The following is a 26,320-nucleotide window of genomic DNA, read 5'->3' as shown; positions in this document are numbered from 1 at the left end:
CGCGTCAACGTCCTGTGGGCCCTGATCCGTGACCGACGGCGCTATCAAGTCATGCCTCCAGTGACTACGGCCGCTTGACAACAGCATTAGGAAGCGTCGGGGGCGCCGCGGGTGGCGAGGAGTTCCAGCGTGTCGATCACGCGGTTGGAGAAGCCCCACTCGTTGTCGTACCAGGCGACCACCTTCACATGGCGCCCGTCCACGCGGGTGAGCGGTGCGTCGAAGACCGCGGAGGCCGGGTTGCCGGTGATGTCCGAGGAGACCAGCGGGTCCTCCGAGTACTCCAGGATCCCGGCGAGCGGCCCGGCCGCCGCGGCGCGGTAGGCCGCGCGCACCTGCTCGGCCGTCACCTCTCGGGAGACGGTGGTGTTGAGCTCCACCAGCGAGCCCACCGGCACCGGCACCCGGATCGAGTCGCCCGACAGCCGGCCGTCCAGAGCGGGCAGGACGAGGCCGATCGCCTTGGCGGCGCCCGTCGTCGTCGGCACGATGTTGACGGCGGCGGCGCGGGCGCGGCGGGCGTCGCGGTGGGGGCCGTCCTGGAGGTTCTGCTCCTGCGTGTAGGCGTGCACCGTGGTCATGAACCCGTGCTCGATATCGGCGAGTTCGTGCAGGACCGCGGCCAGCGGCGCGAGCGCGTTGGTCGTGCAGGAGGCATTCGAGACGACGGTGTGCGCGGCCGGGTCGTAGGCGTCGGTGTTGACGCCGTAGGCCAGGGTGACGTCGGCGCCGTCGGACGGTGCGCCGACGAGGACCTTCCGCGCGCCCGCGTCGAGGTGGGCGCGGGCGGCCTCGGCGGAGGTGAAGCGCCCGGTCGCCTCCAGCACGAGGTCCACGCCGAGCCCGGCCCACGGCAGCCGCGCCGGCTCCCGCTCGGCGAGCACCTTGATGCGCCGTCCGTCGACGACGAGGGTGTCGCCGTCCACCGTCACCGGACGGCCGAGGCGGCCCGCCGTCGTGTCGAAGGCCAGCAGCCTGGCCAAGGTGGCCGGCTCGGCGAGGTCGTTGACGGCGACGATCTCCAGGTCGCTGTCCCTCTCCAGCAGGGCGCGCAGCACATTGCGCCCGATGCGGCCGAATCCGTTGATGGCGATACGCGTCATGGTGAGCTGTCCCTTCGTTCCTCGGTCCCCCTCGGGGGACCACCCCCACGTTCGCGCGCCGGCTCGGGCCCGGGACAGTGGCACGATCGCCATGGTCCGTAAGTATCGTGCCAGGGCCGCACCCGCACGGCAGGCCGCGCCCCGCCGCCCCGCGCGCTGCCCGCGTGCGGCTATGCGCCCCGGGTGAAGGTGCGCCGGTACTCGCCCGGTGTCACGCCGAGGAGGTGCCGGAAGTGGAACCGCAGATTGGCGCCGGTGCCCAGCCCGACGTCGGCGGCGATCTGCTCCACACTCCGCTGCGAGCGCTCCAGCAGCTCGCGGGCCATATCGACACGGGCGCGCAGCACCCACTGCATCGGCGTGTACCCGGTGTGCTCCGCGAAGCGCCGCGAGAAGGTCCGCGGGGAGACCCGCGCGTGGCGGGCGAGCACCGCCAGGGTCAGCGGCTCGCCCAGCCGGTGCAGCGCCCACTCGCGGGTGGCGGCGAAGCGCTCGCCCAGCGGCTCGGGCACGCTGCGCGGCACGTACTGGGCCTGGCCGCCACTGCGGTACGGGGCCGCCACCAGACGGCGGGCCGCGTGGTTCGAGGCGGCCACCCCGAGGTCACCGCGCAGGATGTGCAGACACAGATCGAGACCGGAGGCGGCACCGGCCGAGGTCAGGACGCTGCCCTCGTCGACGAACAGGACGTTCTCGTCGACCCGGACGCGCGGGTGCTTCGCCGCCAGGGCCCGCGTGTAGTGCCAGTGCGTCGTGGCGCGTCTGCCGTCGAGCAGTCCGGTGGCGGCGAGCGCGAAGGCACCCGTGGAGATCGCGGCGAGCCGGGCACCCCGTTCGTGGGCGGCCACCAGCGCCTCGACGACGATGGGCGGCGGGTCCTCGCGGTCGGGGAACCGGTAGCCGGGGACGAAGACGATGTCGGCCCACTCGAGCGCGCCGAGTCCGTCCGCCACGTGGTACGACAGGCCGTCGCCGCCGGTCACCAGGCCGGGCGCGGCACCGCAGACCCGCACCTCGTAGGGCATGCTCGCGCGCGTGGTGAACACCTGCGCCGGAATGCCGACGTCCAGCGGTTTCGCGCCCTCCAGCACCAGAACGGCGACGCGTCGCAGGCGGGAGGAGGTCATGCGGCTCAGCGTACGAGCAGGCGGCGGGCACGGTTCACCGGCCCGCTCCCGGCGGCCGGGTGCCGGCGGGTGCGTTCATCGGGCCCCGGCCCAGCGGCGCAGCGCCGCCTCCAGCCGCGTCCGGGCGCCTGCGTCGGAGGGTGCGCCCTCCTGCGTCGCGGCCCAGACGACGACACCGTCCGGGCGTACGAGCAGGCTCGGCGACGACGGGGCGGCAGCGGGATCGGCCACGTAGGCGATCCGGTGCTCCAACGGGCGCACCGCTGCGGCGAAGCGGCTGTCGGGTGACCGGTCGACGAGGACGAAGCGGCCGTCGTGCGCGTGGTCGGCGAGCCGGCCGCCGAAGGTCAGCTCGACGTTCCCGGCGAGCGATCCGACCGGGGCCGCGGCCTCCTCGGCGGACTCGCAGACGTCGTAGCGCTGCATGATCCCGGAGGTCAGCGCCACCACGCGGTTCATCGCCCCCGGCACGGTGAACAGTTCGTCGCGGACGACGGCGCGCAGCCGCGCGGTGTGCTCGTCCCCGCGCAGGAGGGCGACCTGCGCCCGCGTCCAGTCCAGGACCCAGGCCGCGACGGGCCGGCGTTCGCTCTCGTAGGTGCCGAGCAGCCCGTCCGGGGCCCAGCCCTGGATCGTGGCGGCGAGCTTCCAGCCGAGGTTGACCGCGTCGCCGAGGCCGAGGTTCAGGCCCTGTCCGCTGAACGGTGCGTGGACGTGCGCGGCGTCGCCCGCGAGAAGTACCCGGCCGTGCCGGTACGTGCGCGCCTGCCGTGCGTTGTCCGACCAGCGGGTGGCGCGGCCCCGCAGACCCGTGAGGGTCACCTGTGTGCCGGTGACCTCCCGTACGGCGCTCTGCAACTCCTCCAGCGTGACCGGCGCGTCGCGGTCGGCCGGCTGCGGCCCGAACCGGGCGACGAGGATGCGCCCGGGAACCGGCCCGTAGGAGTGAACACCGCGGGGCGTCCAGGTCCATCCGGGCCGCAGTCCGCTCGCGTCCTCGAAGTCGGCGATGGCCTGGTAACCCACCATCTGCGGCTCGGTGCCGTCGAATGCGATGCCGAGCTGTTTGCGGAGCACGCTGCGCCCGCCGTCGGCGGCGACGACCCATCCGGCCGTCATGTCGCCCTCGCTGGTCTCCACCACGACATCGGCGTCATCCGTCAGGTCCGCGCCCGCGGAGCGCACCCCGCGCACCTCGATGCCGCGGCGGATCTCGACGCCGAGCCGGGCGCAGTGCTCCGCCAGCAGGGCTTCGAGGTCGCGCTGGGGCACCAGGACGCCGTTCGCCACCGCCGTGTGCGCGGCCAGCAGCGGGTCGTCCTGGTCGACGAGGTCGTCGCGGAACAGCATGCCCGCGAAGTGCCCGACGACCGGGAAGCGGCGGAAGGCCCGCTCCAGCCCGTCCAGCCGGCCGTCCTCGTCGCCCCCGTTGTCCGCACTCTCCCGGGCGAAGGTCTTCGCGGACGCCAGCAGGCGGCGCTGCACGCTCTCGGCGGCGGGCAGCAGACCGCGGCGGTCGAGTATCGCGGCGCTGGCGACGTTGACCGAACCGGCCTTGATCGTCGGATCGGGCTCCTCCAGCCGCTCCACGACCCTCGCCCGCACTCCCCGGAGCGCCAGCTCGGCGGCGAGAAAAAGTCCGGTGGGCCCCGCCCCGACGACGAGTACATCTGTGTGTCGCATACCGACTCCCTGGCACCTGACTCGATTAACTTACTCAGTTAACTTACCCGGTAAGGCTAACTCGGTTAAGGTACTTTTGCCGCATGCCGAAACGAGGGGACCGCGGCGGAGCGCGGACAAGGGCCCGCATCGCCGAAGTCGCGACGGAGCTGTTCCTGGAGCGAGGGTTCGAGGAGGTGACCATCAGCGAGGTCGCCGCAGCCGCCAGCGTGTCCAAGGTGACAGTCTTCGCCCATTTCGACCGCAAAGAGGACCTGCTGTTCGACCGCCTCCCCGGCGCCGTCGAGCTCGTCCGCACCGTGGTGCGTGAGCGCCCGGACGACATCGATCCCGTCGAGGCGTTCCGCCGGCAGGCGCTCGCACTCGCCGCCGAACGGCACGCGCTGTCGGGGCTCGCCCCCGGCGCCGACGCGTTCTTGCGGACCGTGCGGGCCTCACCCGCGCTGCTGTCACGGCTCCGCGACTTCGAGTACGAGATCGAGAGCGCACTGGCCGCCGAACTGGAGGCCGACGCCCGCTTCCACGGCGACAGCGCGCTGAGCGCCGCCCTGCTCGTCGCCGCCTACCGGACGGTCGCCGTGGAAACAGCACGGGCACGGCTGGCCGGCGGCGACCTCGACGAGATCAGTGCGGCGCACCAGGACCGGCTGGAGCGCGCCTTCACACTGCTGAGCGCCGGCCTGTCCCCGCGCTCCCGGTGAGAGGGTGTTCCGTACGCCCTCGCGCGGGTGCGCCTCGCGGGCGAGGGACTCGGGCGCGTGCGGGGCGCCGGCGGCCCCCGCTGCCGCAGGTGACCGGGGCCGCATATGCTCACCGTCATGACTGACCGGAGCACCGACGGACTCGATCCCGAAGACCGCAAGATCGTCACGCTGGCGCGCAGCGCCCGCGCCCGCAACGCCGTCCCGGAGGGCGCGGCGGTACGGGACGAGACCGGACGCACCTACGTGGCCGGCTCGGTCGCGCTGCCCTCGCTCCAGCTGTCCGCGCTGCGTACGGCCGTCGCCATGGCGGTCGCCTCGGGCGCCACGTCCCTGGAGGCCGCGGCCGTCGTCTCCGAGGCCGGGCAGGTGCCGGCCGAGGACCTGGCGACCGTACGGGACCTGGGCGGCCCGGCGACCCCGGTGCTGCTCGCGGGCCCGGACGGCACCGTCCGCGAGACGGTGACGGCGGGCTGAGACCGCATGCGGGGACGCGGCCGGGGCGTGCCGCCGCATCGGGGACAATGGGCGTCATGAACGCTTCCTCCGCCGCCAGCGACACCGAAGGCCGCCCCGCGGGCGAGACCCCCTACCGTTCGGGGTTCGCCTGCTTCGTCGGCCGCCCGAACGCGGGCAAGTCCACGCTGACCAACGCGCTGGTGGGCACGAAGGTCGCGATCACCTCGACCCGCCCGCAGACCACCCGGCACACGGTGCGCGGCATCGTCCACCGCCCCGACGCACAGCTGGTGCTGGTGGACACCCCGGGTCTGCACAAGCCCCGCACGCTGCTGGGCGAACGGCTCAACGACGTCGTGCGCACCACATGGGCCGAGGTGGACGTCATCGGCTTCTGCGTCCCCGCCGACCAGAAGATCGGCCCCGGTGACCGGTTCATCGCCGGCGAGTTGGCCGAACTGCGCAAGCGCACCCCGAAGGTCGCCGTCGTCACCAAGACCGACCTGGTCAGCGGCGACGCCCTGGCCCGGCAACTGGTCGCCGTCGACCAGCTCGGCAAGGAGCTGGGCATCGAGTGGGCGGAGATCGTCCCGGTCTCCGGCACCGAGGGCACCCAGGTGGAACTGCTGGCCGACCTGCTGGTGCCGCTGCTGCCCGAGGGGCCGCCGCTGTACCCGGACGGCGACCTGACGGACGAGCCGGAGCAGGTGATGGTCGCCGAGCTGATCCGCGAGGCGGCGCTGGAGGGCGTACGGGACGAGCTGCCGCACTCGATCGCGGTCGTCGTCGAGGAGATGGTGCCCCGCGAGGGCCGTCCCGCCGACCGGCCCCTGCTGGACGTGCACGCCAACATCTATCTGGAGCGGCCCAGCCAGAAGGGCATCGTCATCGGCCCCAAGGGCAAGCGGCTCAAGGAGGTCGGCAGCACCTCGCGCCGTCACATCGAGGCGCTGCTGGGCACACCCGTCTACCTCGACCTGCACGTGAAGGTCGCCAAGGACTGGCAGCGCGACCCCAAGCAGCTGCGCCGCCTGGGCTTCTGAGCGGCGCCGGCGGGGCGGGCCCGCACCGGTCCCGCCCCGGCATCGGCCGGTCGCCCGCTGTCGGACCGCTGGGATACGGTCACAGGGTGACCGACGAGACGACCACCCCTTCGCTCACGCTCGACGACGTCCGTGCCGCCGCCGCCCGGATCGAGGGCGCCGTGCACCGCACACCCGTCGTGCGCTCCCGTACCCTCGACCGGCTGGTCGGGGCCGAGGTCCACCTCAAGTGCGAGAACCTCCAGCGGATCGGCGCCTTCAAGTTCCGCGGCGCCTACAACTGGCTGGTGCAGCTGACGCCCGAGCAGCGGCAGCGCGGCGTGGTGGCCTGCTCGTCCGGCAACCATGCGCAGGCGGTGGCGCTGGCCGCCCGCGAGTTCGGCACCAGCGCGGTCATCGTCATGCCCGCGGACGCCCCCACCGCCAAGCTGGACGCGACGGCCGGGTACGGCGCCGAGATCGTCACCTACGACCGCTACACGGAGAACCGCGAGGCCATCGGCGAGAAGATCGCCGCCGAGCGGGGGCTGACGCTCATCCCGCCGTACGACCATCCGCGCACCATCGCGGGCCAGGGCACGGCCGCCCTCGAACTGCTGGAGGAGACCGGCGAGCTGGACGCGCTGCTCGTCCCCGTGGGCGGCGGCGGGCTGGCCGCCGGCTGCGCCACGGTGGCCAAGAGCCTCCATCCGGGCATGCGGGTCCTCGGCGTCGAGCCGGAGGCCGGCGACGACACGGCGCGCTCCCTGGCGGCGGGCGAGCGGGTCGGCGTCGAGGTGCCGCGCACCATCGCCGACGCCCTGACCGCCACCACCCCGGGCGCGGTGACCTTCGCGATCAACCAGCGGCTGCTGGACGGCGTGCTGGTGGTCGGCGACGACGAGCTGCGCACCGCGATGCGGTTCGCCCTGGAACGGCTCAAGATGCTGGTGGAGCCCGGGGGCGCGGCCGGCCTGGCCGCCCTGCTGGCCGACCGCGTCGACCCGCCGCCCGCGCGGGTGGGCGTCATCATCTCCGGCGGCAACATCGGCCTGGAGCGGTTCATGGAGGTGATGGGCGGGTGACGGGTCAGCGGCGGCGCTTGGGCACGGGGATGCGCATCAGGTCCCGCGCTGCGGTCAGTTCGCCCTCGAAACCGGCTTCCCGTGCCTCCGCCGCGAAGAGTTCCGTGTCCTGGTAACGCTGGGAGAAGTGCGTCAGCACCAGGTGCCGCACCCCCGACTCGGCGGCGACCCGGCCCGCCTGATAGGCCGTCAGGTGACCGGCGACCTCGGCCAGTTCCGCGTCCGCGTGCAGGAACGTCGACTCGATGACCAGCATGTCGCAGCCATCGGCCAGCTCGTAGACCCCGTCGCACAGCCGGGTGTCCATCACGAACGCGAACCGCTGCCCCACTCGCGGCTCGCTGACGTCCGCCAGCCGCACCCCGCGCAGTTCCCCGTCCCGCTGGAGGCGGCCCACGTCGGGGCCGCCGATGCCGTGCGCCGCGAGCCGGTCCGGCAGCATCCGCCGCGCGTCCGGCTCCGTCAGCCGGTAGCCGAACGCCTCGATACGGTGGCTGAGCCGCCGGGCCTCCAGGGTGAACGGCAGCTCAGCCCCGGACCCGCCGCCCGCGATCACGCCGGGCGCGGTGATCGGCGCCTCCCGCAGCGCCACCGTGTCGTGGAACGGTGTCGCATGGCGCAGCCGCTCGAAGTAGGCGCGTCCGCTCGCCGGGAAATGGGCCGTCACCTCGTGCGGCACCCCGTCGAGGCTCATGTGCTGGATCACGCCGGGCAGGCCCAGCGTGTGGTCACCGTGGAAGTGCGTCAGACAGATGCGGGTGAGGTCGTGCGCGGCGACGGACGTGTGCAGCATCTGCCGCTGCGTACCCTCGCCGGGGTCGAACAGGATGCCTTCGCCGTCCCACAGCAGGACGTACCCGTTGTGGTTACGCTGCCGCGTGGGCACCTGGCTCGCGGTGCCCAGCACGACCAGTTCGCGCAGCGACAACTTACGTCACCCGGGGGGCCATTCGAGCCCGCGACCGCCCAGGACGTGCGCGTGCGCGTGGAACACCGTCTGCCCGGCGCCCGCGCCGGTGTTGAAGACCACGCGGTAACCGACACCGGGGCCCTCGCCGTCGGCGGGGGTGATCTTCTCCAGCGCCGCGACCTCCCCGGCCTCGCGCAGCACGTCGGCGGCCACCTCGGGCGCGGCGGCGGCCAGGGAGGCCGCATCCGGGTAGTGTGCCTTCGGGATCACCAGCACGTGCGTGGGGGCCTGCGGGTTGATGTCGCGGAACGCGACGGTCGTGTCGGTCTCCCGCACCAGCGTCGCGGGCACCTCACCCGCGACGATCTTGCAGAACAGGCAGTCCTGCTGCGGTTCTCCGTTGGAAGCCATGCCCGGATGGTACCCGAGCCCCCTCCGCGCCCGGACGCCCCGACGGGCCGTCACCAGCCCGGATCCCGGGCGGCCCCGCAGCGACGACTTCGGGCACTCCGCCGACGCTTCGGACGGTGGCGCCCGCCCCACCGGCAGAGCGCGAGAACCGGCCGCACCGCGCACGGCCGCCGCCCCGCCGCCCACCGTCGAGGCGGCGGCAAGAGACGCGCCCGCAGGCCGGCCCGACGAACCGTCACCACGGCCTTCCACCGGCCCGCTCCACAGCCGACGACACCGGACGCCCACCGACACCTAGGGCGGTTGGAGCCCGCCCGCTCACCGACAGAGCGCGGAAACCGGCCGTACCGCACACGGCCGCACCACCACCCACCGTCGAGGCCGCGGCAAGACACGCGCCCGCAGGCCGGCCCGACGAACCGTCACCACGGCCGCCCACCGGCCGCTCCACAGCCGACAGCCGACGACACCGGACGGCCCGCCGACACCCCGTCCACTCAGCCCCGCCCACCCGCCGACGGAGCGCGAAGACCGGCCGCACCGCGTACGGCCGCTGCCCCACCACCTACGGCTGGGGGCCGAAAGGCCGCGCCCGCAAACCGGCCCGGCGGCGTGGGGAGCGCGCGTCACGGCGCGGACTCGCGGCAAGTCCGAAGGCAGGCCCCCCGCGGGTGCGGGGGAGCACGCGAGGGGATACCGCTGCCCGCCCGGAGCACCGGGGTGGCACAGCGTTGCCGTACGGGGCGTGCGCGGGAGCACTGGCCGGGCTGTTCCGCCGGTGCTCCCCGCTCACCGCCAGCGTGGGGAGCGGGAAAGGATCAGCGCGGCGGCTGCCGTGCCCGCCGTGGAGGTCCGCAGCACGCTCGGTCCCAGCCGGAACGGCGCCGCCCCCGCCTCGGCGAACATCGCCAGCTCCTCCGGGGACACCCCGCCCTCGGGGCCGACCACCAGCACGATGCCGCCCTCGTCGGGCAGCGGCGCCGTCGCCAGCGGGGTGCTGCCCTCCTCGTGCAGCACCGCGGCGAAATCGGCGCCCCGCAGCAGCTCGGCGACCTGCTGCGAGGTGGCAGGTTCGGTCACCTCGGGGAACCGCAGCCGCCGCGCCTGCTTGCCCGCCTCCTTCGCCGTGGCCCGCCATTTGGCCAGCGACTTGGCGCCGCGCTCGGCCTTCCAGCGCGTCACGGCCCGCGCCGCCGCCCACGGGACGACGACGTCCACGCCCGTCTCCGTCATCATCTCGACGGCCAGCTCTCCCCGGTCCCCCTTGGGCAGGGCCTGGACGACCGTGAGCCGGGGCCGCGGCTCGGCTTCCGCGCGGACCTCCCGTACGGCGACCTCCAGCCGGTCCTTGCCCTCGGCGGCGGTGACCGTGCCGAGAGCGCCGGTGCCGGCGCCGTCGGTGAGCACGACCTCCTCCCCGGGGCGCAGCCGGCGCACCGAGACCGCGTGCCGCCCCTCGGGGCCGTCCAGCACCACGGTGCCCTCGCGCAGCAGCGCGGGGTCGGCGAGAAAGACCGGGGCCGTCATGCCAACGCCTCCCGTGCCGCATCGAGCTCGGCCACGAGTACCTCCACCAGGTCTCCTGCCGCCAGTTCCCGGGCCAGTCGGTGGCCCTGCCCCGCCCACAGCGCCATCGCCTGCGGGTCACCGGCCCCTGCCGCCGCCTTGCGCAGCCCCGCCGTCAGCCGGTGCACCTGGGGGTAGGCGGCGGGTGCGTACGGGCCGTGCTCACGGATGAACCGGTTGACCAGCCCGCGGGCCGGGCGCCCGGAGAACGCCCGGGTCAGCTCCGTACGGTCGAAGGCCGGATCGGTCATGGCCCGCTTGTGCAGCGGATGGGCGCCGGACTCGGGGGTGACCAGGAAGGCGGTGCCCAGTTGGGCGGCGGTCGCGCCGGCCGCCAGCACCGCGGCGATCTGTCCGCCGCGCATCAGTCCGCCCGACGCCACGATCGGCAGCCGCACCGCCTCCCTCACCTGGGCCAGGAGCGTCAGCAGGCCGGTGCCGCCGCGCGTGCCGGCCGACGGATCGTCTTGGTGGGTGCCCTGGTGGCCGCCCGCCTCGATGCCCTGGAGGCACACGGCGTCGGCGCCCGCCTCCTGCGCGGCTTGTGCCTCGGCGACCGACGTGGCCGTCACCATCGTGCGGGTGCCCGCCGCCGCGAACCGCTCCAGCACCTGGCGGGAGGGGCAGCCGAAGGTGAAGGAGACCAGCGGCACGGGGTCGGCCAGCAGGATCGCCAGCTTCTCCTCCCACGCGTCGTCGCCCGGCCCCTCCGTGCCGCCCGGCTCCACCCCGTACCTGGCCGCCTCACCCGCCAGGTGTGCGCGGTAGGCGTCCACCGCCGCGGCGTCGGCCGTGGCGGGCTGCGGCAGGAAGAGGTTGACGCCGAAGGGCCGGTCCGTGAGCCGGCGCAGCCGTCCGATCTCCTCCGCCATGGCCTGCGGCGTCTTGTACCCGGCGGCGAGGAAGCCCAGGCCGCCGGCCTCGCCGACGGCCGCCGCCAGTTCGGGGCACGAGGCTCCGCCCGCCATCGGTGCCTGGACGACGGGATGCGGGATCGGATCGGTCAGCTCGCGGAACGCGGACGGCGGGGTGGGCATGCCCTCATCCTGTCACGCACCGCCGCCGCCCCTCCGGGGCGTTCCCGAACGGGCGGACCCGCACCTCCGTCGGGCCGGCCGGCCCGACGAGGGCGGCCGTCAGCGGCCGTTGAAAGCGTCCTTCAAGCGGGAGAACAGGCCCTGCTGACCGGGCTGGAACTGGCCGGTCGGCCGCTCCTCGCCGCGCAGCTTGGCCAGCCGGCGGAGAAGTTCCTCCTGCTCCGGCTCCAGCTTGGTGGGGGTGGTCACCTCGACGTGGACGATCAGCTGGCCGCGACCGCCCCCGCGCAGATGCGTGACGCCGCGCTCGTGCAGCGGGATGGACTGCCCGGACTGGGTTCCGGGGCGGATGTCCACCTCTTCCATGCCGTCCAGCGTCTCCAGCGGCACCTTCGTGCCGAGCGCCGCCGCCGTCATGGGGATGGTGACCGTGCAGTGCAGATCGTCCCCGCGGCGCTGGAAGACCGGGTGCGAGTTCTCGTGGATCTCCACGTACAGGTCGCCCGCCGGGCCGCCGCCCGGGCCCACCTCGCCCTCCCCGGCGAGCTGGATGCGGGTGCCGTTGTCCACGCCCGCGGGGATCTTCACCGTGAGGCTGCGCCGCGAGCGCACCCGGCCGTCGCCGGCGCACTCGGGGCAGGGGGTGGGCACCACGGTGCCGAAGCCCTGGCACTGGGGGCAGGGCCGGGACGTCATGACCTGGCCCAGGAAGGAGCGGGTGACCTGGGAGACCTCACCGCGGCCCCGGCACATGTCACAGGTCTGCGCCGAGGTGCCCGGCGCCGCGCCCTCGCCGTTGCAGGTGTTGCAGACGACGGCGGTGTCGACCTGGATGTCCTTGGTGGTGCCGAAGGCGGCCTCCTCCAGGTCGATGTCGAGGCGGATCATGGCGTCCTGGCCGCGGCGGGTGCGCGAGCGCGGGCCGCGCTGCGCCGCGGTGCCGAAGAAGGCGTCCATGATGTCGCTGAAGTTGCCGAAGCCGCCGAATCCGCCGGCGCCGGCACCGGCCGCGCCGGAGCCCGGGTCCCCGCCCAGGTCGTAGACCTGCTTCTTCTGCGGGTCGGAGAGCACCTCGTAAGCGGTGTTGATCTCCTTGAACCGCTCCTGGGTCTTCGGGTCCGGGTTGACGTCCGGGTGCAGCTCACGCGCCAGCCTGCGGAACGCCTTCTTGATCTCGTCCTGCGAGGCGTCGCGCTGTACGCCCAGGACCGCGTAGTAGTCCGTCGCCACTTATGACTCCGCCAGGATCTGTCCGACGTACCGTGCCACTGCGCGTACAGCTCCCATCGTTCCGGGGTAGTCCATGCGGGTCGGTCCGACCACGCCGAGTTTGGCGACTGCTTCGTCGCCCGAACCGTAGCCGACCGAGACGACCGATGTGGAACTCAGTCCCTCGTGCTGGTTCTCGTGCCCGATGCGGACGGTCATTCCCGGGTCCTTGGCCTCGCCGAGCAGTTTGAGGAGGACGACCTGCTCCTCCAGCGCCTCCAGCACCGGCCGGATGGTGAGGGGGAAGTCGTGTCCGAAGCGGGTGAGATTGGCGGTACCGCCGATCATCAGCCGCTCCTCGGTCTCCTCGACCAGGGTCTCCAGCAAGGTGGCCAGTACGGCCTGGATCGTGCCCCGGTCGTCGGTGTCGAACGACTCGGGCAGGTCCTGCACCAGCGAGGGCACTTCGGTGAAGCGCTCCCCGACGACCCGGCTGTTGAGCCGGGCCCGCAGATCCGCCAGCACCGTCTCACCGATCGGCGCCGGGCAGTCGATCATGCGCTGCTCCACGCGTCCGGTGTCGGTGATCAGCACCAGCATCAGCCGCGCGGGCGCCAGCCCCAGCAGCTCCACGTGCCGCACCGTCGAACGCGTCAGGGACGGGTACTGCACGACGGCGACCTGCCGGGTGAGCTGCGCCAGCAGCCGCACCGTACGCCCCACGACGTCGTCGAGGTCGACGGCGCCGTCGAGGAAGTTCTGGATCGCGCGCCGCTCCGGCGGCGACAGCGGCTTGACGCCGGCGAGCTTGTCGACGAAGAGGCGGTACCCCTTGTCGGTGGGGATGCGCCCCGCGCTGGTGTGGGGCTGCGCGATGTAGCCCTCTTCCTCCAGCGCCGCCATGTCGTTACGGACAGTGGCCGGTGACACCTTCAGGTTGTGCCGTTCCGTGAGGGCCTTGGAGCCCACCGGCTCCTCGGTGCCGACGTAGTCCTGGACGATGGCGCGGAGCACTTCCAGCCGGCGCTCGCTGAGCATGTCGCACACCTCCCGTCCGGCCGCTGGTCCGGAACCCGTTCCCTGGCGGTCTTCGCTGGCACTCTTCCTGCCGGAGTGCCAAGTCCCTGAGCCAGTGTACGGCCGGTCACCACGGCCAGGGCAAGGGCCGCCTGATCGCTGCCTCGACGGTACCGCGCGGCGGGGAGAAGGGCGCCGCTCCTGCGCTGCGGTTAGCGTCGTCGTATGCAGGCGCATGGGGACGGCCCCGCGGCGGCCGGGCGGGAGCCCGCCGGCGCACAGGACGCGGAATGGGAACGGCTCGCCGCCGGAGTGGTGCGGCGCCGGCTGCCGCGCTGGGACGCGACGGTGGGCGCCGTCGCGGGCGGTGACGGCGCACTGGTGATCGACACGGGCGCCTCACTGCGGGAGGGCGCGGCCGTCCGCGCCGGCGTGACCGGGGTACTGGACCGCCGGGTGGCGTGGGTGGTCCTCACCCACCCCCACTTCGACCACGTCTTCGGCACCGCCGTCTTCGCGGGCGCACAGGTCTACGGCGCGGTCGGGGTGGACGCCCTGCTGGCCCGCGGGGCGCGAACGCTGCGCGACGACGCCGTCGCCAACGGGCTGCCGGAGCGCGAGGCGGCCGAGGCGGCCGACGTCCTGGTACGGCCGCACCGCACGGTCAGCGGCCGGCTGACCCTCGACCTGGGCGGGCGCGAGGTCGTCGTCACCAACCTGGGACCGGCCCACACCGAGCACGACCTGGCGGTACTGGTACCCGGCTGTCCCGACGTCGTCTTCTGCGGCGACCTGGTGGAGGAGTCCGGCGAACCGCAGGCCGGGCCGGACGCCCGCCCCGCACGCTGGCCCGCGGCGCTGGACCGGCTGCTGGCCCTCGGCGGCGAGGAGGCGCTGTACGTGCCGGGGCACGGCGCCGTCGTGGACGCCGCGTTCGTCCGGGCACAACGGGACGAGCTGGCCCGCCGGTTCGCATAGCAGAATGTGCGCATGCGCAGCCGTTACGACAACCCGGACCTGACCCCTCCGTGGAAGCGGAAGCAGGCCGTGCCCGAGGTGCCCGCCGAACGGGACCTCGTGGTGGAGGAGGTCACCACGGGGTTCTGCGGTGCCGTGGTGCGGTGCGAGAAGACCGCCGAGGGACCGACCGTCACCCTGGAGGACCGCTTCGGCAAGCACCGCGTCTTCCCCATGGCACCCCGCGGCTTCCTCCTGGAGGGACGGACGGTGACGCTGGTTCGGCCCGCCGGCGGCGCCCCGGCCGCCTCCGGCCCCCGGCTGACGGCCTCAGGCTCCCTGGCCGTACCGGGCGCCCGGGCCCGGGTGGCACGGGCGGGCCGCATCTACGTCGAGGGCCGGCACGACGCCGAACTGGTGGAGAAGGTGTGGGGCGACGACCTGCGCATCGAGGGCGTCGTCGTCGAGTACCTGGAGGGCGTGGACGACCTGCCCGCCATCGTGGAACGCTTCGCCCCCGGGCCCGGGGCGCGGCTGGGCGTGCTGGTGGACCACTTGGTGCCCGGCTCCAAGGAGTCACGGATCGCCGCGCAGGTGAGCGGCGAGCACGTGCTGGTGGTCGGGCACCCCTACATCGACGTCTGGGAAGCGGTGAAGCCCGCCTCCGTCGGCATCGCCGCGTGGCCGCAGGTGCCCCGCGGCACCGACTGGAAGCTGGGCGTGTGCCGGGCCCTGGGCTGGGAGCCGAACACGGGCGCGGCCTGGCGGCGCATCCTGGGCGGCGTACGCACCTACAAGGACCTGGAGCCCGCGCTGCTGGGCCGCGTCGAGGAACTGATCGACTTCGTGACGGCACCGGACGCGTCGTGACACCCACAGCCGGTTGAGTACCTGTACTCATGTGCGGGCACCTGCGCTGTTCCTACGTTGGAGGGGAACACGGCACGCGACCACCTCGCGTGTGACCTAGCACAGGGAGTTCCAATGGCAGGCTTCCGCCACCAGGGCATGACGGCACGGGCGCTGTGGCTCAACCCGGCCTCACTCACCTATCTCGCGGTGGTTGTCGCGACTGTCCTGTTCACAGCCGGCGACGTACTGCTCAACACCTCCCCCGACGCCTCGCTCGCGGGCGTATGGATGTTCTTCGCCACGGCGCCCCTCTCCCCGGTGCTGCTGCCGCTGGTCCCGGACAGCAGCTGGCTGGCCTTCGTGGTGGTCGCCGCCGCCGCGCTGGTGCAGGCCGCCGTGATCGGCGCCGTCTACCACGCGATACGCGGCCGGCTGCGCCCCGCGGGCGGCCCGGCGGCCTGACCGCCGGCCTGGGACACGCACTTCCCGGGGCCCACCGGCCCCGGGCACGGGGGAAGGCCCGGCGGGACGCACGACGGGGGGCGACCCGGCGGGACGCCAAAACGGGGGACGGCCCGATGGGGCCGCGTACGGGGGACCGGCCCATGGTGGCCGGACAACGGGGGACGGGGGACGGGGGATGGCCGACCGGGCCGAACAGGGGGACGGGCCCGGCAGGCCGCACCACGGGGGAACGGACGGGCTGAACCGTCCACATCACGGGGGAACAGGCGGACCCGACCGTCCGCACAACGGGGAAACGGACGGACCCGACCGTCCGCACCACGGGGGACGACCTGGGGCCGCCGCAACGGGGGACGGCCCAGGGGAGGGCGGTGGCCCGGCAGACCTGTCTGCCGGGCCACCGCCCGCTCGCGCGGGGTTTTCCGCGCGAGCGGGGACAATGGACGAATGCCCTCCGCACTGCCCGATGGCGAGCCCGTGCCCAGCGACGGCTCGCTCCCCCCGCACGCCCTGGCCGGCAGCGACCGGCGCCCCCTCGGGATGTATCTGCACGTCCCCTACTGCGCCACCCGCTGCGGCTACTGCGACTTCAACACCTACACCGCCACCGAGCTGGGCGGCGGCAGCGACGGTGTCCTCGCCTCGCGGGACACCTACGCCGGCACGCTGGTCGAGGAGATCCGGCTGGCCCGCAAGGTGCTGGGGGACGATCCGCGCCCCGTCGAGACGGTCTTCGTCGGCGGCGGCACGCCCACCCTGCTGCCCGCCGCCGACCTGGGCCGCATGCTGGCGGCCGTCCGGGAGGAGTTCGGCCTCGCCGACGACGCCGAGGTGACCACCGAGGCGAACCCGGAGTCCGTGGACGCGGCGTACCTGGCCGAGCTGCGGGAGGCGGGCTTCAACCGGATCTCGTTCGGCATGCAGAGCGCCCGCGCACACGTCCTGCGGATACTGGAGCGCACGCACACCCCGGGGCGCCCCGAGGAATGCGTGGCCCTGGCCCGTGCGGCGGGGTTCCGGCACGTGAACCTCGACCTGATCTACGGCACGCCGGGCGAGTCGGACGACGACTGGCGGGCTTCCCTGGAGGCGGCCCTGGGCGCCGGCCCCGATCACATCTCGGCGTACGCCCTGATCGTGGAGGAGGGCACCCGGCTGGCCCGACGCATCCGGCGGGGCGAGGTGCCGATGACCGACGACGACGTGCACGCCGACCGCTACCTGATCGCGGAGGAACGGCTGAGCGCCGCGGGACTGGAGTGGTACGAGGTCTCCAACTGGGCGGTGGCCGGCGACACGGCCGCCCGGTGCCGCCACAACGAGCTGTACTGGACGGGCGCCGACTGGTGGGGCGCCGGCCCGGGCGCGCACAGCCACGTGGGCGGCGTCCGCTGGTGGAACGTCAAGCATCCGGCCGCCTATGCGCGCGCCCTCGCCGAGGGCCGCTCCCCCGGCGCGGGCCGTGAGGTGCTCTCGGCGGAGGACCAGCGCATCGAACGGATCCTGCTGGAGCTGCGGCTGCGGGAGGGCTGCCCGCTCGACCTGCTGGCCCCGCAGGGCGCGAAGGCCGCCGAGCGGGCCCGCGACGACGGACTGCTGGAACCGGACGCCTACGAGCGGGGCCGGGCCCGCCTCACCCTGCGCGGCCGGCTGCTGGCGGACGCCGTGGTGCGCGACCTGGTGGACTGACGCGGACACCGGGACACGAGCCGGCGGACGGGATGCGGATGCCGGGCACGAGCCGGCGGCGACCGGACGCGGATGCCCGGGCACGGTCGGGCGGTCAGCCGGACGCCGGGGCTTCGTCGGGAGCTGGTGAGCGCAGGACGAGCATGGCCAGGTCGTCGGCCGGAAGGTCGGGCGCGAACGCGTAGACGGCCCGCCGCAGCCGCTCGGCCGTGCCCGTGGCGTCCAGACCGGCGCAGTCGGCGAAGAGTGCGGCCAGTCCGTCGCCGTCGTCGAAGAGCTGCCGGCCGCGGCGGCGCTCGGTGACACCGTCGGTGACGCACAGCAGGGTGTCCCCGGGGTGCAGCGTGCACGACTGGCTTTCGTACGCCGTCTCCTGCTCGACCCCGAGCAGGAGCTGCGGCCGGGCAGCCGGGCGGACGGTGCCGGAGGCGTCCCGAACCAGCGGCAGCGGGTGTCCGGCGCAGGTGAGGGTGCAGTCCACCAGGCCGTCCCGGAAGGCGAGTTCGCCGTAGACGACGGACAGGAAACGGGCCTGCTCGCCCACCTCGCGGTTGAGCCGGTCGAGGGTCTCGGGGACCGAGTAGCCCTCCCGGGCGAGGAGCCGCAGCACGGGCCGGGCCAGCCCGGTGACGACGGCGGCCTCGGGACCGCTGCCGCACACGTCGCCGAGGGCGAACCGCCAGCGCCCGTCGGGCAGGCGCAGCAGGTCGTAGAAGTCGCCGCCCGCCCAGGTGCCTTCACCGGCCGGCTCGTAGACCAGTGCGGTGTCCAGGCCGGGCACCGCCACCTCCTCGCGGGGCAGCAGACCGCGCTGGAGGATGCGGCTGATGTTGGCCTGGAGGGCGTAGCGGCGGGCGGAGAGCACCGCGAGCGCCACCCGGCGGGCGAAGTCCTCGATGAGGCCGAGCACTTCGTCGGGCAGCCGTGCCAGCCCGGCGCGGCCGATCATCAGCGTGCCGACCGAGCGCCCGCCGACGACCAGGTCGCAGCGGACCGCGGCGCCCGGAGTCCTGCCGTCACGTGCCGCACCGGCCGACGGCCACGGACAGGCGACGGCCCGGCCCGGCAGGGTGCGCGGCGCCGTGGGCGGCGGGAACTGGAGGAGAGCGGCGCGCAGTTCCTCGATGCGGCTCTCGTGGGCGTGCCAGACCCGGGCGAGCCGCGGCAGCCGGGAGCGGTCGTCGTCACGCAGCCACACGGCGCACCAGTCGGCGAAGCGCGGCACCACCAGCTGACCGGCCAGGGAGGCGACCTTGTCCTCGTCGGTGTGCCCGGCCAGCAGGTCGGACGCCTCGGCGAGGAAGGAGAGCGCCCCGTTGTCCGTCCACTCCCGGCCGGCGTCGGCACCGGGGGCGGCGCCGGGGCGGAGGGCGGGGGACGTTGCGGGATGTGCGGGCCGTTCGTCGGAGGGCCGGGCCTCCAGCGGGTCCGGGAGACCCTCGTCGTCGGGGGCGGGAGCGAGCTGGAACCAGACGGCCTTGCGGTCCCGCCGGTAGTTGATGCCCCACTCCTTCGCGAGCGCGCCGACGAGCCGTAAGCCGTATCCGTGGCCGTCCTCGCCTCGCGCGGCGACCCGCCTTGCCGGGTGCCGGTCGGCGACCTGGGCGTAGACGACGCCGGCGCCGAACCGGCACTCCAGCTCGACGGAAGTGCCCGCGTGCACCACCGCGTTGGTGACCAGTTCGCTGATCAGCAGGACGGCGTCGGCCGCCGACCCCGCCGAGGCCCCCCACTCGTCGAGCGCAGCGCGGGCGAAACCCCTGGCCGCCGCCGCGGCGAGTGCGTTGCCCGGCAGTTCCGTCCGCACGACGTGCGCCAGTCCGCAGTGTCCCCCGCCCCCGCCCCCGTCACCGTCCACCGTGTGCGTGTCCCCGTGTCCCATGACGCCCCCGCCTCCCCGCTGTTGCCTGCGCGCCGCTCGGCGCGGTGGAGCGACGGTAGAGCAAGGGTGACAGAAAGGGCAGGCACATACGCGTGGTGTCACAAAAACTGTGGCCGGAATTCTCCCCGGCTTTCCCCGCCGACCCGGTCGGTCCCGGCCCCCGGCCTTACCCGTCCGGCAGCCGCCCGGGCCGCCGGGGCACCCCGGCGGTTGACACGGCGCCGCCGCCGGGTACCGTGCACGATTTCCTGACCACTTCGAGAATCAACCAACAGAGCGAAAGCGGAAGTCAACGGGGACGATGAGTACGGGACCCACAGGGCGTACCAGCACCGCACCACTGTCCGGCGCCGCCGCGCACGACGCCGGAATCCTGCTCGTGGACGACATGGAGGACAACCTCGTCGCACTGGAGGCGGTACTGGCCGGCCTCCAGGTGCCGCTCGTGAGCGCCAGATCCGGCGAGGAGGCCATGGCGGCACTGGAGCGGCACGACATCGCCCTCGTCCTGCTGGATGTGGCCATGCCGGGCATGGACGGTTTCGAGACGGCACGGCGCATCAAGCACCGCGAGCGGACCAGGGACGTGCCGGTCGTCTTCCTCACCGGCGACCAGCAGGCGCCTGCGGGCAAGCTGGCCTTCCGCGGCTATGCGACCGGCGTGGTGGACTATCTGGCCAAACCGTTCGACCCGTGGGTGCTGCGCACCAAGGCGACCGTCTTCCTCGACCTGCACCGCAAGAGCCGCCGGCTGCACCAGTTGGAGGAGGAGCGGTACCGGCTCGACGACTTCGCGCGCCGCCTGGAGGTGGTGGAGAGCACACTGGCGGCCGACGGCGGCACCGACGCCGCCCGGCTCGCCCGTGACGTGGCCTCGCTGGCCGACGCGCTGGACGGTCTGCGCGGCGTCTGAACGGCCCGCGCCCCGCGCCGGACGGGCGACGGGACGCGGGGTGGGAGCGCGACCGGACACGAGCCGGAGGGCGACCGGACACAAGCCGGAGGGCGACCGGACGCGAGCCGGCTGGTGGGGCGGGGGGCGCCGGACGGGAGGGCGCCCGACGCGGGCGAGGGCAGGGCCGGACGGAGAGGCGCCGGGTGCGGGCGAGGGCGCGCGGGGTCAGCGCTCGCGCGTCCCCTCGTACATCTCCTCGATCAGGTCGCCGAACTTCTTCTCCACCACCGGCCGTTTCATCTTCAGGCTGGGCGTCAGCTCGCCGTGCTCGATGTCCAGGTCACGCGGCAGGATGCGGAACTTCTTGATCGTCTGCCAGCGCTGGAGGCCCTGGTTCAGCTCCTCGACGTAGCCCTCCACCAGCGCCCGCACCTGCGGCGATGCGACGATCTCCGCGTACGGCTTCCCCTTGAGGTCCTCCTGCTGCGCCGCCCAGCCCGTCACGGCCGGCTCGTCGAGGGCGATCAGCGCGGTGCAGAAGTTCCGGCCCGCGCCGTGCACCAGGATGTTGGAGACGTACGGGCAGAGCGCCTTGAAGCGGCCCTCCACCTCGGCCGGCGCGATGTACTTGCCGCCCGAGGTCTTGATGAGGTCCTTCTTGCGGTCGGTGATGCGCAGGTATCCGTCGTCGGACAGCTCGCCGATGTCGCCGGTGTGGAACCAGCCGTCCTCCTCCAGCACCTCCGCGGTCTTGTCCGGGAGCCCGTGGTAGCCCTGCATGATGCCGGGGCCGCGCAGCAGGATCTCGCCGTCGTCGGCGATCCGCACCTCGGTGCCCGGGAAGGGCTTGCCGACCGTACCGGTGCGGAAGTTGTCGCTGCGGTTGCAGAAACTGGCCGCGGACGACTCGGTGAGGCCGTACCCCTCCAGCACGGGGATGCCCGCGCCCGCGAAGAAGTAGCCCAGTTCCGGGGCGAGCGCGGCCGAACCCGAGACACAGCCGACCATCCGGCCGCCGAACGCCTCGCGCAGCTTGCTGTAGACGAGCCGGTCGGCGATGGCGTGCTTGACCCGCAGCCCGGCGGGGACGTCGGCCACTCCCGTCCGGCGCTGGTTGTCCTGCGCCGTCCTGGCGTACTCGCGGGCCACCTCGGCGGCCCACAGGAAGATCTTGTACTTGGCCGGGCCGCCGGCCCGCGCCTTCTGCGCCACTCCGTTGTAGACCTTCTCGAAGATCCGCGGCACCGCGCACATCTTCGTCGGCTGGACCACCGGCAGATTGTCGATGATCTTGTCGACGCGGCCGTCCACCGCCACGACGTGCCCCGAGTCGATCTGCACCGAGATCAGCATCTTGCCGAAGACGTGCGCCAGCGGCAGCCACAGGTACTGCACGTCGTCGGCGTTCAGCAGACCGGAGAGCGGCACCGCCTTGGCCATGTAGGACCAGGCGTCCTGCGCCAGCCGGACGCCCTTGGGCCGGCCCGTCGTGCCGGAGGTGTAGATGAGGGTGGCCAGCTGGTCCGCGCGCAGGCCGCGCACCGTCTCGGCGATCGCGTCCGGGTGCTTCTCGCGGTAGGCGGCGCCCCGGCGCTCCAGCTCCGCGAAACCGAGCACCCAGCCGTCCTCGGTGTCCTCGGCCCCGGGCTCCCCGTCGAGCAGCACCACATGCGCCAGCTCGGGCAGTTCGTCCCGGTGGGCGCGGACCTTGGCCAGCTGCGAGGCGTCCTCGGCGATCAGCACCCTGCTGCCGGAGTCGGCCAGGATGTAGGCCGTCTCGGAGGCGTTGGTGCTCGGGTAGACGGTCGTGGTGGCCGCGCCCGCGCACAGGATCCCCAGGTCCGCGAGGATCCACTCGATCCGCGTGCCGGAGGCGATGGCGACCCGCTCCTCCGAGCGGATCCCCAGGTCCATCAGCCCCGCCGCGATCGAGAAGACCCGCTCCGCGGCCTCGCGCCAGCTGTAGGAGCGCCACTTGTCCGGGCCCTCGCCGCCCCCCGGCCGGATGACCGGGTATCGGTAGGCCTCCGCGTCGGGGGTGGCCTCGACCCGCTCCAGGAAGAGGGTCGCCACGGAAGGCGGCCGGTTGTCGATCAGGGACTGTGTGTCGCTCACGCCATCCTCCGGGGCCCGCATCCTTGCGTTCTGCGTCCTGCACGCCGCGCGGCCGTGCGTCCTGCGATCCGCCGTGCGCCGCGCTCGGCCATGTGCGCGCCGCGTCCGGCAGGCGCGGCCCGCGCTTATGACTCACGAGTAACTACTGAGCAGTGATCAGACTAAAGGCAGCAGCCCCCTTACGTAAGGGGGCTGCTGCGCGGAACATGCCGGGAACGGAGCGTGACACCGCCCTCCCGCCCGGGAACGGCTACTTCTTGCCCTTGCCGCCCTCGCCGCCGCCGTCGTCGGTGGACAGCGCCGCGATGAACGCCTCCTGCGGCACCTCCACCCGGCCGACGACCTTCATCCGCTTCTTGCCCTCCTTCTGCTTCTCCAGCAGCTTCCGCTTCCGGGAGATGTCACCGCCGTAGCACTTGGCGAGCACGTCCTTGCGGATGGCGCGGATCGTCTCGCGCGCGATGACCCGCGCGCCGACGGCCGCCTGGATGGGCACCTCGAACTGCTGCCGCGGGATCAGCTCACGCAGCTTGTTGGCCATCCGGGTGCCGTAGGAGTACGCCTTGTCCTTGTGGACGATCGCCGAGAACGCGTCCACCTTGTCGCCCTGGAGGAGGATGTCCACCTTCACCAGGTCGGCCGCCTGCTCGCCCGTCGGCTCGTAGTCGAGCGAGGCGTAACCCCGGGTACGGGACTTCAGCGCGTCGAAGAAGTCGAAGACGATCTCCGCCAGCGGCAGCGTGTAGCGCAGCTCCACCCGGTCCTCGGACAGATAGTCCATGCCCTGGAGGCTGCCGCGCCGCGACTGGCACAGCTCCATGATCGCGCCGATGAACTCGCTGGGCGCGATCAGTGTGGCCCGTACCACCGGCTCGTGCACCGTGGCGATCTTCCCGGTGGGGAATTCACTGGGGTTGGTCACCACATGCTCGGTGCCGTCCTCCATCTCCACGCGGTACACCACGTTCGGCGCCGTGGCGATCAGGTCCAGCCCGAACTCGCGCTCCAGCCGCTCCCGGATCACCTCCAGGTGCAGCAGCCCCAGGAAGCCCACCCGGAAACCGAAACCGAGCGCCGCCGAGGTCTCCGGCTCGTACGTGAGGGCGGCATCATTGAGCAGCAGCTTGTCCAGCGCGTCCCGCAGCTCCGGATAGTCCGAGCCGTCCAGCGGATACAGCCCGGAGAACACCATCGGCTTCGGGTCCTTGTAACCGGGCAGCGGATCACTCGCCCCGGCGGACTGCTGGGTGACCGTGTCACCCACCTTCGACTGGCGCACATCCTTCACGCCGGTGATCAGATAGCCGACCTCGCCGACGCTCAGCCCGTCGGCCGGCGTCATCTCGGGCGAGTTCGCACCGATCTCCAGCAGCTCGTGCGTGGCGCCCGTGGACATCATCCGGATCCGCTCACGCTTGCCGAGCCTGCCGTCGACGACCTTGATGTAGGTGACCACACCGCGGTACGCGTCGTACACCGAGTCGAAGATCATCGCGCGCGCCGGGGCATCCGCCACACCCGTGGGCGGAGTGACCTGGCGCACCACCTCGTCCAGCAGCTCCTCGACGCCCTCGCCCGTCTTCGCCGACACCCGCAGCACGTCCCCCGGCTCACAGCCGATGAGGTGCGCCAGCTCCGCCGCGAACTTGTCCGGCTGGGCCGCGGGCAGGTCGATCTTGTTGAGCACCGGGATGATCGTCAGGTCGTGCTCCATCGCCAGATACAGATTGGCGAGGGTCTGCGCCTCGATGCCCTGGGCGGCGTCGACCAGCAGGATGCACCCCTCACAGGCGGCCAGCGAACGCGAGACCTCATAGGTGAAGTCCACGTGGCCGGGGGTGTCGATCATGTTGAGGATGTGCGGGGTGCCCGGATCGTCCGTGGGCGCCCAGGGCATCCGCACGGCCTGGGACTTGATCGTGATGCCCCGCTCGCGCTCGATGTCCATGCGGTCGAGGTACTGCGCGCGCATCTGCCTCTTGTCCACGACGCCGGTCAGCTGGAGCATCCGGTCGGCAAGCGTGGACTTGCCGTGATCGATGTGCGCGATGATGCAGAAGTTACGGATCAGCGCCGGGTCGGTACGGCTCGGCTCCGGCGCGTTCGTTGGGGTCGCGGGCACGCAGTGTCCTGTCGGTTCTGGCCTGTCGGGTTCTCGGGGCTACGTCCACGGGGCGCCGGACGGCGCCGCCGTGAGAGGGTGTGTCGCACACCATGGTCCCATGCGCACGGGGGACCGACCGGATTGGGAGGGGCCCGCACCCGGCTGGTAGCCTGGGCGACTGTGCCTTATGGCACTGATGCGGTGCCCGTCGGCACCTGTGTGTGAAACTCCGAACCGCAAAGGCTCTTTCGTGGCGAACATCAAGTCCCAGATCAAGCGGAACAAGACCAACGAGAAGGCGCGGCAGCGCAACAAGGCCGTCAAGTCCGAGCTGAAGACCGCGATCCGTCGCACCCGCGAGGCCGTGGCCGCCGGCGACGCCGCCAAGGCCACCGAGGCCCAGCGTAACGCCGCCCGCAAGCTGGACAAGGCCGTCAGCAAGGGCGTGCTGCACAAGAACAACGCCGCCAACAAGAAGGCCGCGCTGGCCAAGCACGTCGCCTCCATCCAGGGCTGACCTCCGCACAGCCCGACGGGTCCACGACCGGCTCCGGCACCATGAGGCGGGCCCTCTCTCATCCGCCGTACGCCCGAGCCACCGCTTGAGACCTCACCACTCCGCGCCGCACGCGGCCTGCGTTCGCCACGCGGGTGCGGCGCACCACACAGCACGGAACCGAAGGCCCCGCCCGACCCCTTCCCCAGGGTCGCGGGGCCTTCGGCGTTGCCGGAAGCGTTGGGGCGCGTGCGTCGAGTGCCGTTGCGCGCGGCGGGGCGGGCCCGGCGTCTGGGAGGCGACGGTCGCGCTCGACGGGCTCGACAGCTACGCGGCGGCGTGGTGGTGAGGGCTGCCGCCGCTTGCGGGGGCGGCGCCGGGGAGCGTCAGGTGCACCATGGGCGGCGGGCCCCGTCCCTTGACCCAGGGCCTGCCCCGCCAGGTGGCTGGTCAGCGGGCGCGGGCTGCGTTCGCGATGGTGACGACCGCTTTCTCCAGCGCGTACTCCGGATCGCTGCCGGCTCCCTTGACCGCGGCGTCCGCCTCGGCGACGGCGCGCAACGCGGTGGCCACACCGTCCGGCGTCCAGCCCCGCATCTGCTGCCGCACCCGGTCGATCTTCCACGGAGGCATGCCCAGCTCACGGGCGAGATCGCCCGGCCGCGCACCACGCGGCGCCCCCGCCAGCTTGCCGATCGCCCGCACGCCCTGGGCCAGTGCGCTGGTGATCAGTACCGGTGCCACTCCCGTGGCCACGGCCCAGCGCAGCGTCTCCAGTGCCTCGGCGGCCTTCCCCTCGACCGCCCGGTCGGCGACCGTGAAGCTGGACGCCTCCGCCCTGCCCGTGTAGTAGCGCCCGACCACGGCCTCGTCGATCGTGCCCTCGACGTCGGCGGTCAGCTGCGCACACGCCGAGGCCAGCTCCCGCAGATCACTGCCGATCGCGTCGACCAGTGCCTGGCACGCCTCGGCCGTCGCCGACCGCCCCAGCGTCCGGAACTCTCCCCGGACGAAGGCCAGCCGGTCGGCGGGCTTGGTCATCTTCGGGCATTCGACCTCACGCGCCCCCGCCTTGCGCGCGGCGTCGAGCAGTCCCTTGCCCTTGGCCCCGCCCGCGTGGACGAGGACGAGGGTGATCTCCTCGACGGGCGCCGCCAGATACGCCTTCACGTCCTTGACGGTGTCCGCCGCGAGATCCTGCGCCGCCCGCACCACGACGACCTTCCGCTCCGCGAACAGCGAGGGGCTGGTCAGCTCGGCGAGAGTGCCCGGTTGGAGATCGCCGGGCGCCAGATCCCGCACGTCCGTGTCCGCGTCTGCGGCGCGCGCCGCGTCGATCACCACACGCACGGCCCGTTCGACGAGCAGCTCCTCCTGGCCCACCGCCACGGTCACGGGGGCGAGGGGATCGTCCGAGGTCTTCTTCCGCTTACCAGCCATCGCGAACAGCATCCCACGCCCCGCCGACACCCTGCCCCGCCCTCTCCCCGGCACCGGTCCGCGGGCGGCCCCCGGGACCGGTCCGCACGGCAGCC

The 26,320-nt window shown here is 73.2% G+C and carries 22 protein-coding genes and 1 pseudogene; 10 read left to right on the top strand and 13 right to left on the bottom strand.

The genetic code is table 11. The features are described from left to right. Nucleotides 1-86: 86 nt before the first annotated feature. The 3 genes from gap to IO40_RS0125565 form a co-directional block, all read right to left on the bottom strand. Nucleotides 87-1,103: a type I glyceraldehyde-3-phosphate dehydrogenase gene (gap, locus tag IO40_RS0125575; RefSeq protein ID WP_016468908.1), complete on the bottom strand. Its 1,017-nt coding sequence runs from the start codon at nt 1,101-1,103 to the stop codon at nt 87-89. Nucleotides 1,104-1,273: 170 nt separating this feature from the next. Then, nucleotides 1,274-2,230 (bottom strand): GlxA family transcriptional regulator, encoded by a 957-nt coding sequence (locus tag IO40_RS0125570; RefSeq protein WP_031176213.1) that lies wholly within the window; start codon nt 2,228-2,230, stop codon nt 1,274-1,276. A gap of 75 nt (nt 2,231-2,305) precedes the next feature. Further along, the gene (locus tag IO40_RS0125565; RefSeq protein WP_031176212.1) at nt 2,306-3,913 is read right to left on the bottom strand and encodes an FAD-dependent oxidoreductase; all 1,608 of its coding nucleotides are present in this window, start codon (nt 3,911-3,913) and stop codon (nt 2,306-2,308) included. Between the two features lie 83 nt (nt 3,914-3,996). Between IO40_RS0125565 and IO40_RS0125560 the strand changes: the two genes are divergently transcribed. The 4 genes from IO40_RS0125560 to IO40_RS0125545 all read left to right on the top strand — a co-directional run bounded on the left by IO40_RS0125560 (nt 3,997) and on the right by IO40_RS0125545 (nt 7,180). After that, nucleotides 3,997-4,614, top strand: a complete 618-nt coding sequence (locus IO40_RS0125560) for a TetR/AcrR family transcriptional regulator (protein WP_031176211.1) — start codon at nt 3,997-3,999, stop codon at nt 4,612-4,614. Between the two features lie 117 nt (nt 4,615-4,731). Then, entirely contained in the window at nt 4,732-5,091 is a 360-nt protein-coding gene (locus IO40_RS0125555; RefSeq protein ID WP_030408524.1) for a cytidine/deoxycytidylate deaminase family protein, read from the top strand. 56 nt (nt 5,092-5,147) lie between these two features. Further along, on the top strand, nt 5,148-6,116 hold the full coding sequence (gene era / locus IO40_RS0125550) for a GTPase Era (protein WP_016468913.1): 969 nt from the start codon (nt 5,148-5,150) through the stop codon (nt 6,114-6,116). A gap of 86 nt (nt 6,117-6,202) precedes the next feature. Beyond that, nucleotides 6,203-7,180 carry a pyridoxal-phosphate dependent enzyme gene (locus IO40_RS0125545; RefSeq protein ID WP_031176210.1) on the top strand — a complete coding sequence of 326 codons (978 nt, stop codon included), beginning with the start codon at nt 6,203-6,205 and terminating at the stop codon, nt 7,178-7,180. Between the two features lie 4 nt (nt 7,181-7,184). On the opposite strand, the gene IO40_RS0125540 is transcribed toward IO40_RS0125545, so the two are convergent. From IO40_RS0125540 to hrcA, 6 genes are all read right to left on the bottom strand, one after another. Next, nucleotides 7,185-8,108 (bottom strand): ribonuclease Z, encoded by a 924-nt coding sequence (locus tag IO40_RS0125540; protein WP_016468915.1) that lies wholly within the window; start codon nt 8,106-8,108, stop codon nt 7,185-7,187. 6 nt (nt 8,109-8,114) lie between these two features. Beyond that, nucleotides 8,115-8,501, bottom strand: coding sequence for a histidine triad nucleotide-binding protein (locus tag IO40_RS0125535; protein ID WP_016468916.1), 387 nt, complete (start codon nt 8,499-8,501; stop codon nt 8,115-8,117). A gap of 789 nt (nt 8,502-9,290) precedes the next feature. Next, nucleotides 9,291-10,028 (bottom strand): 16S rRNA (uracil(1498)-N(3))-methyltransferase, encoded by a 738-nt coding sequence (locus tag IO40_RS0125530; protein ID WP_016468917.1) that lies wholly within the window; start codon nt 10,026-10,028, stop codon nt 9,291-9,293. After that, the gene (locus IO40_RS0125525; protein ID WP_031025786.1) at nt 10,025-11,104 is read right to left on the bottom strand and encodes a nitronate monooxygenase; all 1,080 of its coding nucleotides are present in this window, start codon (nt 11,102-11,104) and stop codon (nt 10,025-10,027) included. The genes IO40_RS0125530 and IO40_RS0125525 overlap by 4 nt, the downstream gene beginning before the upstream one ends. Nucleotides 11,105-11,203: 99 nt before the next feature. Beyond that, nucleotides 11,204-12,334: a molecular chaperone DnaJ gene (gene dnaJ / locus IO40_RS0125520; protein ID WP_016468919.1), complete on the bottom strand. Its 1,131-nt coding sequence runs from the start codon at nt 12,332-12,334 to the stop codon at nt 11,204-11,206. After that, entirely contained in the window at nt 12,335-13,351 is a 1,017-nt protein-coding gene (gene hrcA, locus IO40_RS0125515; RefSeq protein WP_016468920.1) for a heat-inducible transcriptional repressor HrcA, read from the bottom strand. A gap of 204 nt (nt 13,352-13,555) precedes the next feature. Between hrcA and IO40_RS0125510 the strand changes: the two genes are divergently transcribed. The 4 genes from IO40_RS0125510 to hemW all read left to right on the top strand — a co-directional run bounded on the left by IO40_RS0125510 (nt 13,556) and on the right by hemW (nt 17,293). Then, nucleotides 13,556-14,308, top strand: coding sequence for an MBL fold metallo-hydrolase (locus tag IO40_RS0125510; protein ID WP_016468921.1), 753 nt, complete (start codon nt 13,556-13,558; stop codon nt 14,306-14,308). Between the two features lie 12 nt (nt 14,309-14,320). Next, entirely contained in the window at nt 14,321-15,157 is an 837-nt protein-coding gene (locus tag IO40_RS0125505; protein WP_031176209.1) for a DUF3097 domain-containing protein, read from the top strand. Between the two features lie 114 nt (nt 15,158-15,271). Further along, complete coding sequence (locus IO40_RS0125500; protein WP_016468923.1) at nt 15,272-15,601, top strand: SCO4225 family membrane protein; 330 nt, start codon at nt 15,272-15,274, stop codon at nt 15,599-15,601. Nucleotides 15,602-16,051: 450 nt separating this feature from the next. Then, complete coding sequence (gene hemW, locus IO40_RS0125495) at nt 16,052-17,293, top strand: radical SAM family heme chaperone HemW (RefSeq protein WP_016468924.1); 1,242 nt, start codon at nt 16,052-16,054, stop codon at nt 17,291-17,293. Nucleotides 17,294-17,387: 94 nt separating this feature from the next. Here hemW and IO40_RS0125490 read toward each other — a convergent pair whose 3' ends face one another. After that, on the bottom strand, nt 17,388-19,175 hold the full coding sequence (locus IO40_RS0125490) for a SpoIIE family protein phosphatase (RefSeq protein ID WP_016468925.1): 1,788 nt from the start codon (nt 19,173-19,175) through the stop codon (nt 17,388-17,390). A 301-nt stretch (nt 19,176-19,476) separates the two neighbouring features. Between IO40_RS0125490 and IO40_RS0125485 the strand changes: the two genes are divergently transcribed. After that, the gene (locus tag IO40_RS0125485; RefSeq protein WP_016468926.1) at nt 19,477-20,088 is read left to right on the top strand and encodes a response regulator; all 612 of its coding nucleotides are present in this window, start codon (nt 19,477-19,479) and stop codon (nt 20,086-20,088) included. Nucleotides 20,089-20,295: 207 nt separating this feature from the next. Here the strand turns inward: IO40_RS0125485 and IO40_RS0125480 are convergent, their stop codons facing one another. After that, entirely contained in the window at nt 20,296-22,185 is a 1,890-nt protein-coding gene (locus IO40_RS0125480; protein WP_031176208.1) for an AMP-dependent synthetase/ligase, read from the bottom strand. A 250-nt stretch (nt 22,186-22,435) separates the two neighbouring features. Continuing rightward, nucleotides 22,436-24,307 carry a translation elongation factor 4 gene (gene lepA, locus IO40_RS0125475; protein ID WP_016468928.1) on the bottom strand — a complete coding sequence of 624 codons (1,872 nt, stop codon included), beginning with the start codon at nt 24,305-24,307 and terminating at the stop codon, nt 22,436-22,438. 232 nt (nt 24,308-24,539) lie between these two features. On the opposite strand from lepA, the gene rpsT reads away from it, so the two are divergent. After that, nucleotides 24,540-24,806, top strand: coding sequence for a 30S ribosomal protein S20 (gene rpsT, locus IO40_RS0125470; RefSeq protein ID WP_016468929.1), 267 nt, complete (start codon nt 24,540-24,542; stop codon nt 24,804-24,806). A gap of 429 nt (nt 24,807-25,235) precedes the next feature. On the opposite strand, the pseudogene holA reads toward rpsT, so the two are convergent. Then, nucleotides 25,236-26,159 (bottom strand): annotated as a pseudogene (gene holA, locus IO40_RS39035) (DNA polymerase III subunit delta); the annotation flags it as partial. Nucleotides 26,160-26,320 lie beyond the last annotated feature (161 nt).

The organism is Streptomyces albus subsp. albus (genome assembly GCF_000725885.1).
GTDB lineage: Bacteria > Actinomycetota > Actinomycetes > Streptomycetales > Streptomycetaceae > Streptomyces > Streptomyces albus.
This window is presented reverse-complemented; position numbering and strand designations above follow the sequence as displayed.

Bases quoted from the DNA above. Each gene is read 5' to 3' on its own strand.
- IO40_RS0125500 (WP_016468923.1), top strand. From the start codon at position 15,272: ATGGCAGGCTTCCGCCACCAGGGCATGACGGCACGGGCGCTGTGGCTC.
- IO40_RS0125510 (WP_016468921.1), top strand. From the start codon at position 13,556: ATGCAGGCGCATGGGGACGGCCCCGCGGCGGCCGGGCGGGAGCCCGCC.
- IO40_RS0125535 (WP_016468916.1), bottom strand. From the start codon at position 8,501: ATGGCTTCCAACGGAGAACCGCAGCAGGACTGCCTGTTCTGCAAGATC.
- hrcA (WP_016468920.1), bottom strand. From the start codon at position 13,351: ATGCTCAGCGAGCGCCGGCTGGAAGTGCTCCGCGCCATCGTCCAGGAC.
- IO40_RS0125485 (WP_016468926.1), top strand. From the start codon at position 19,477: ATGAGTACGGGACCCACAGGGCGTACCAGCACCGCACCACTGTCCGGC.
- IO40_RS0125565 (WP_031176212.1), bottom strand. From the start codon at position 3,913: ATGCGACACACAGATGTACTCGTCGTCGGGGCGGGGCCCACCGGACTT.
- hemW (WP_016468924.1), top strand. From the start codon at position 16,052: ATGCCCTCCGCACTGCCCGATGGCGAGCCCGTGCCCAGCGACGGCTCG.
- IO40_RS0125555 (WP_030408524.1), top strand. From the start codon at position 4,732: ATGACTGACCGGAGCACCGACGGACTCGATCCCGAAGACCGCAAGATC.
- IO40_RS0125570 (WP_031176213.1), bottom strand. From the start codon at position 2,230: ATGACCTCCTCCCGCCTGCGACGCGTCGCCGTTCTGGTGCTGGAGGGC.
- IO40_RS0125525 (WP_031025786.1), bottom strand. From the start codon at position 11,104: ATGCCCACCCCGCCGTCCGCGTTCCGCGAGCTGACCGATCCGATCCCG.
- IO40_RS0125530 (WP_016468917.1), bottom strand. From the start codon at position 10,028: ATGACGGCCCCGGTCTTTCTCGCCGACCCCGCGCTGCTGCGCGAGGGC.
- IO40_RS0125490 (WP_016468925.1), bottom strand. From the start codon at position 19,175: ATGGGACACGGGGACACGCACACGGTGGACGGTGACGGGGGCGGGGGC.
- IO40_RS0125505 (WP_031176209.1), top strand. From the start codon at position 14,321: ATGCGCAGCCGTTACGACAACCCGGACCTGACCCCTCCGTGGAAGCGG.
- gap (WP_016468908.1), bottom strand. From the start codon at position 1,103: ATGACGCGTATCGCCATCAACGGATTCGGCCGCATCGGGCGCAATGTG.
- IO40_RS0125560 (WP_031176211.1), top strand. From the start codon at position 3,997: ATGCCGAAACGAGGGGACCGCGGCGGAGCGCGGACAAGGGCCCGCATC.
- era (WP_016468913.1), top strand. From the start codon at position 5,148: ATGAACGCTTCCTCCGCCGCCAGCGACACCGAAGGCCGCCCCGCGGGC.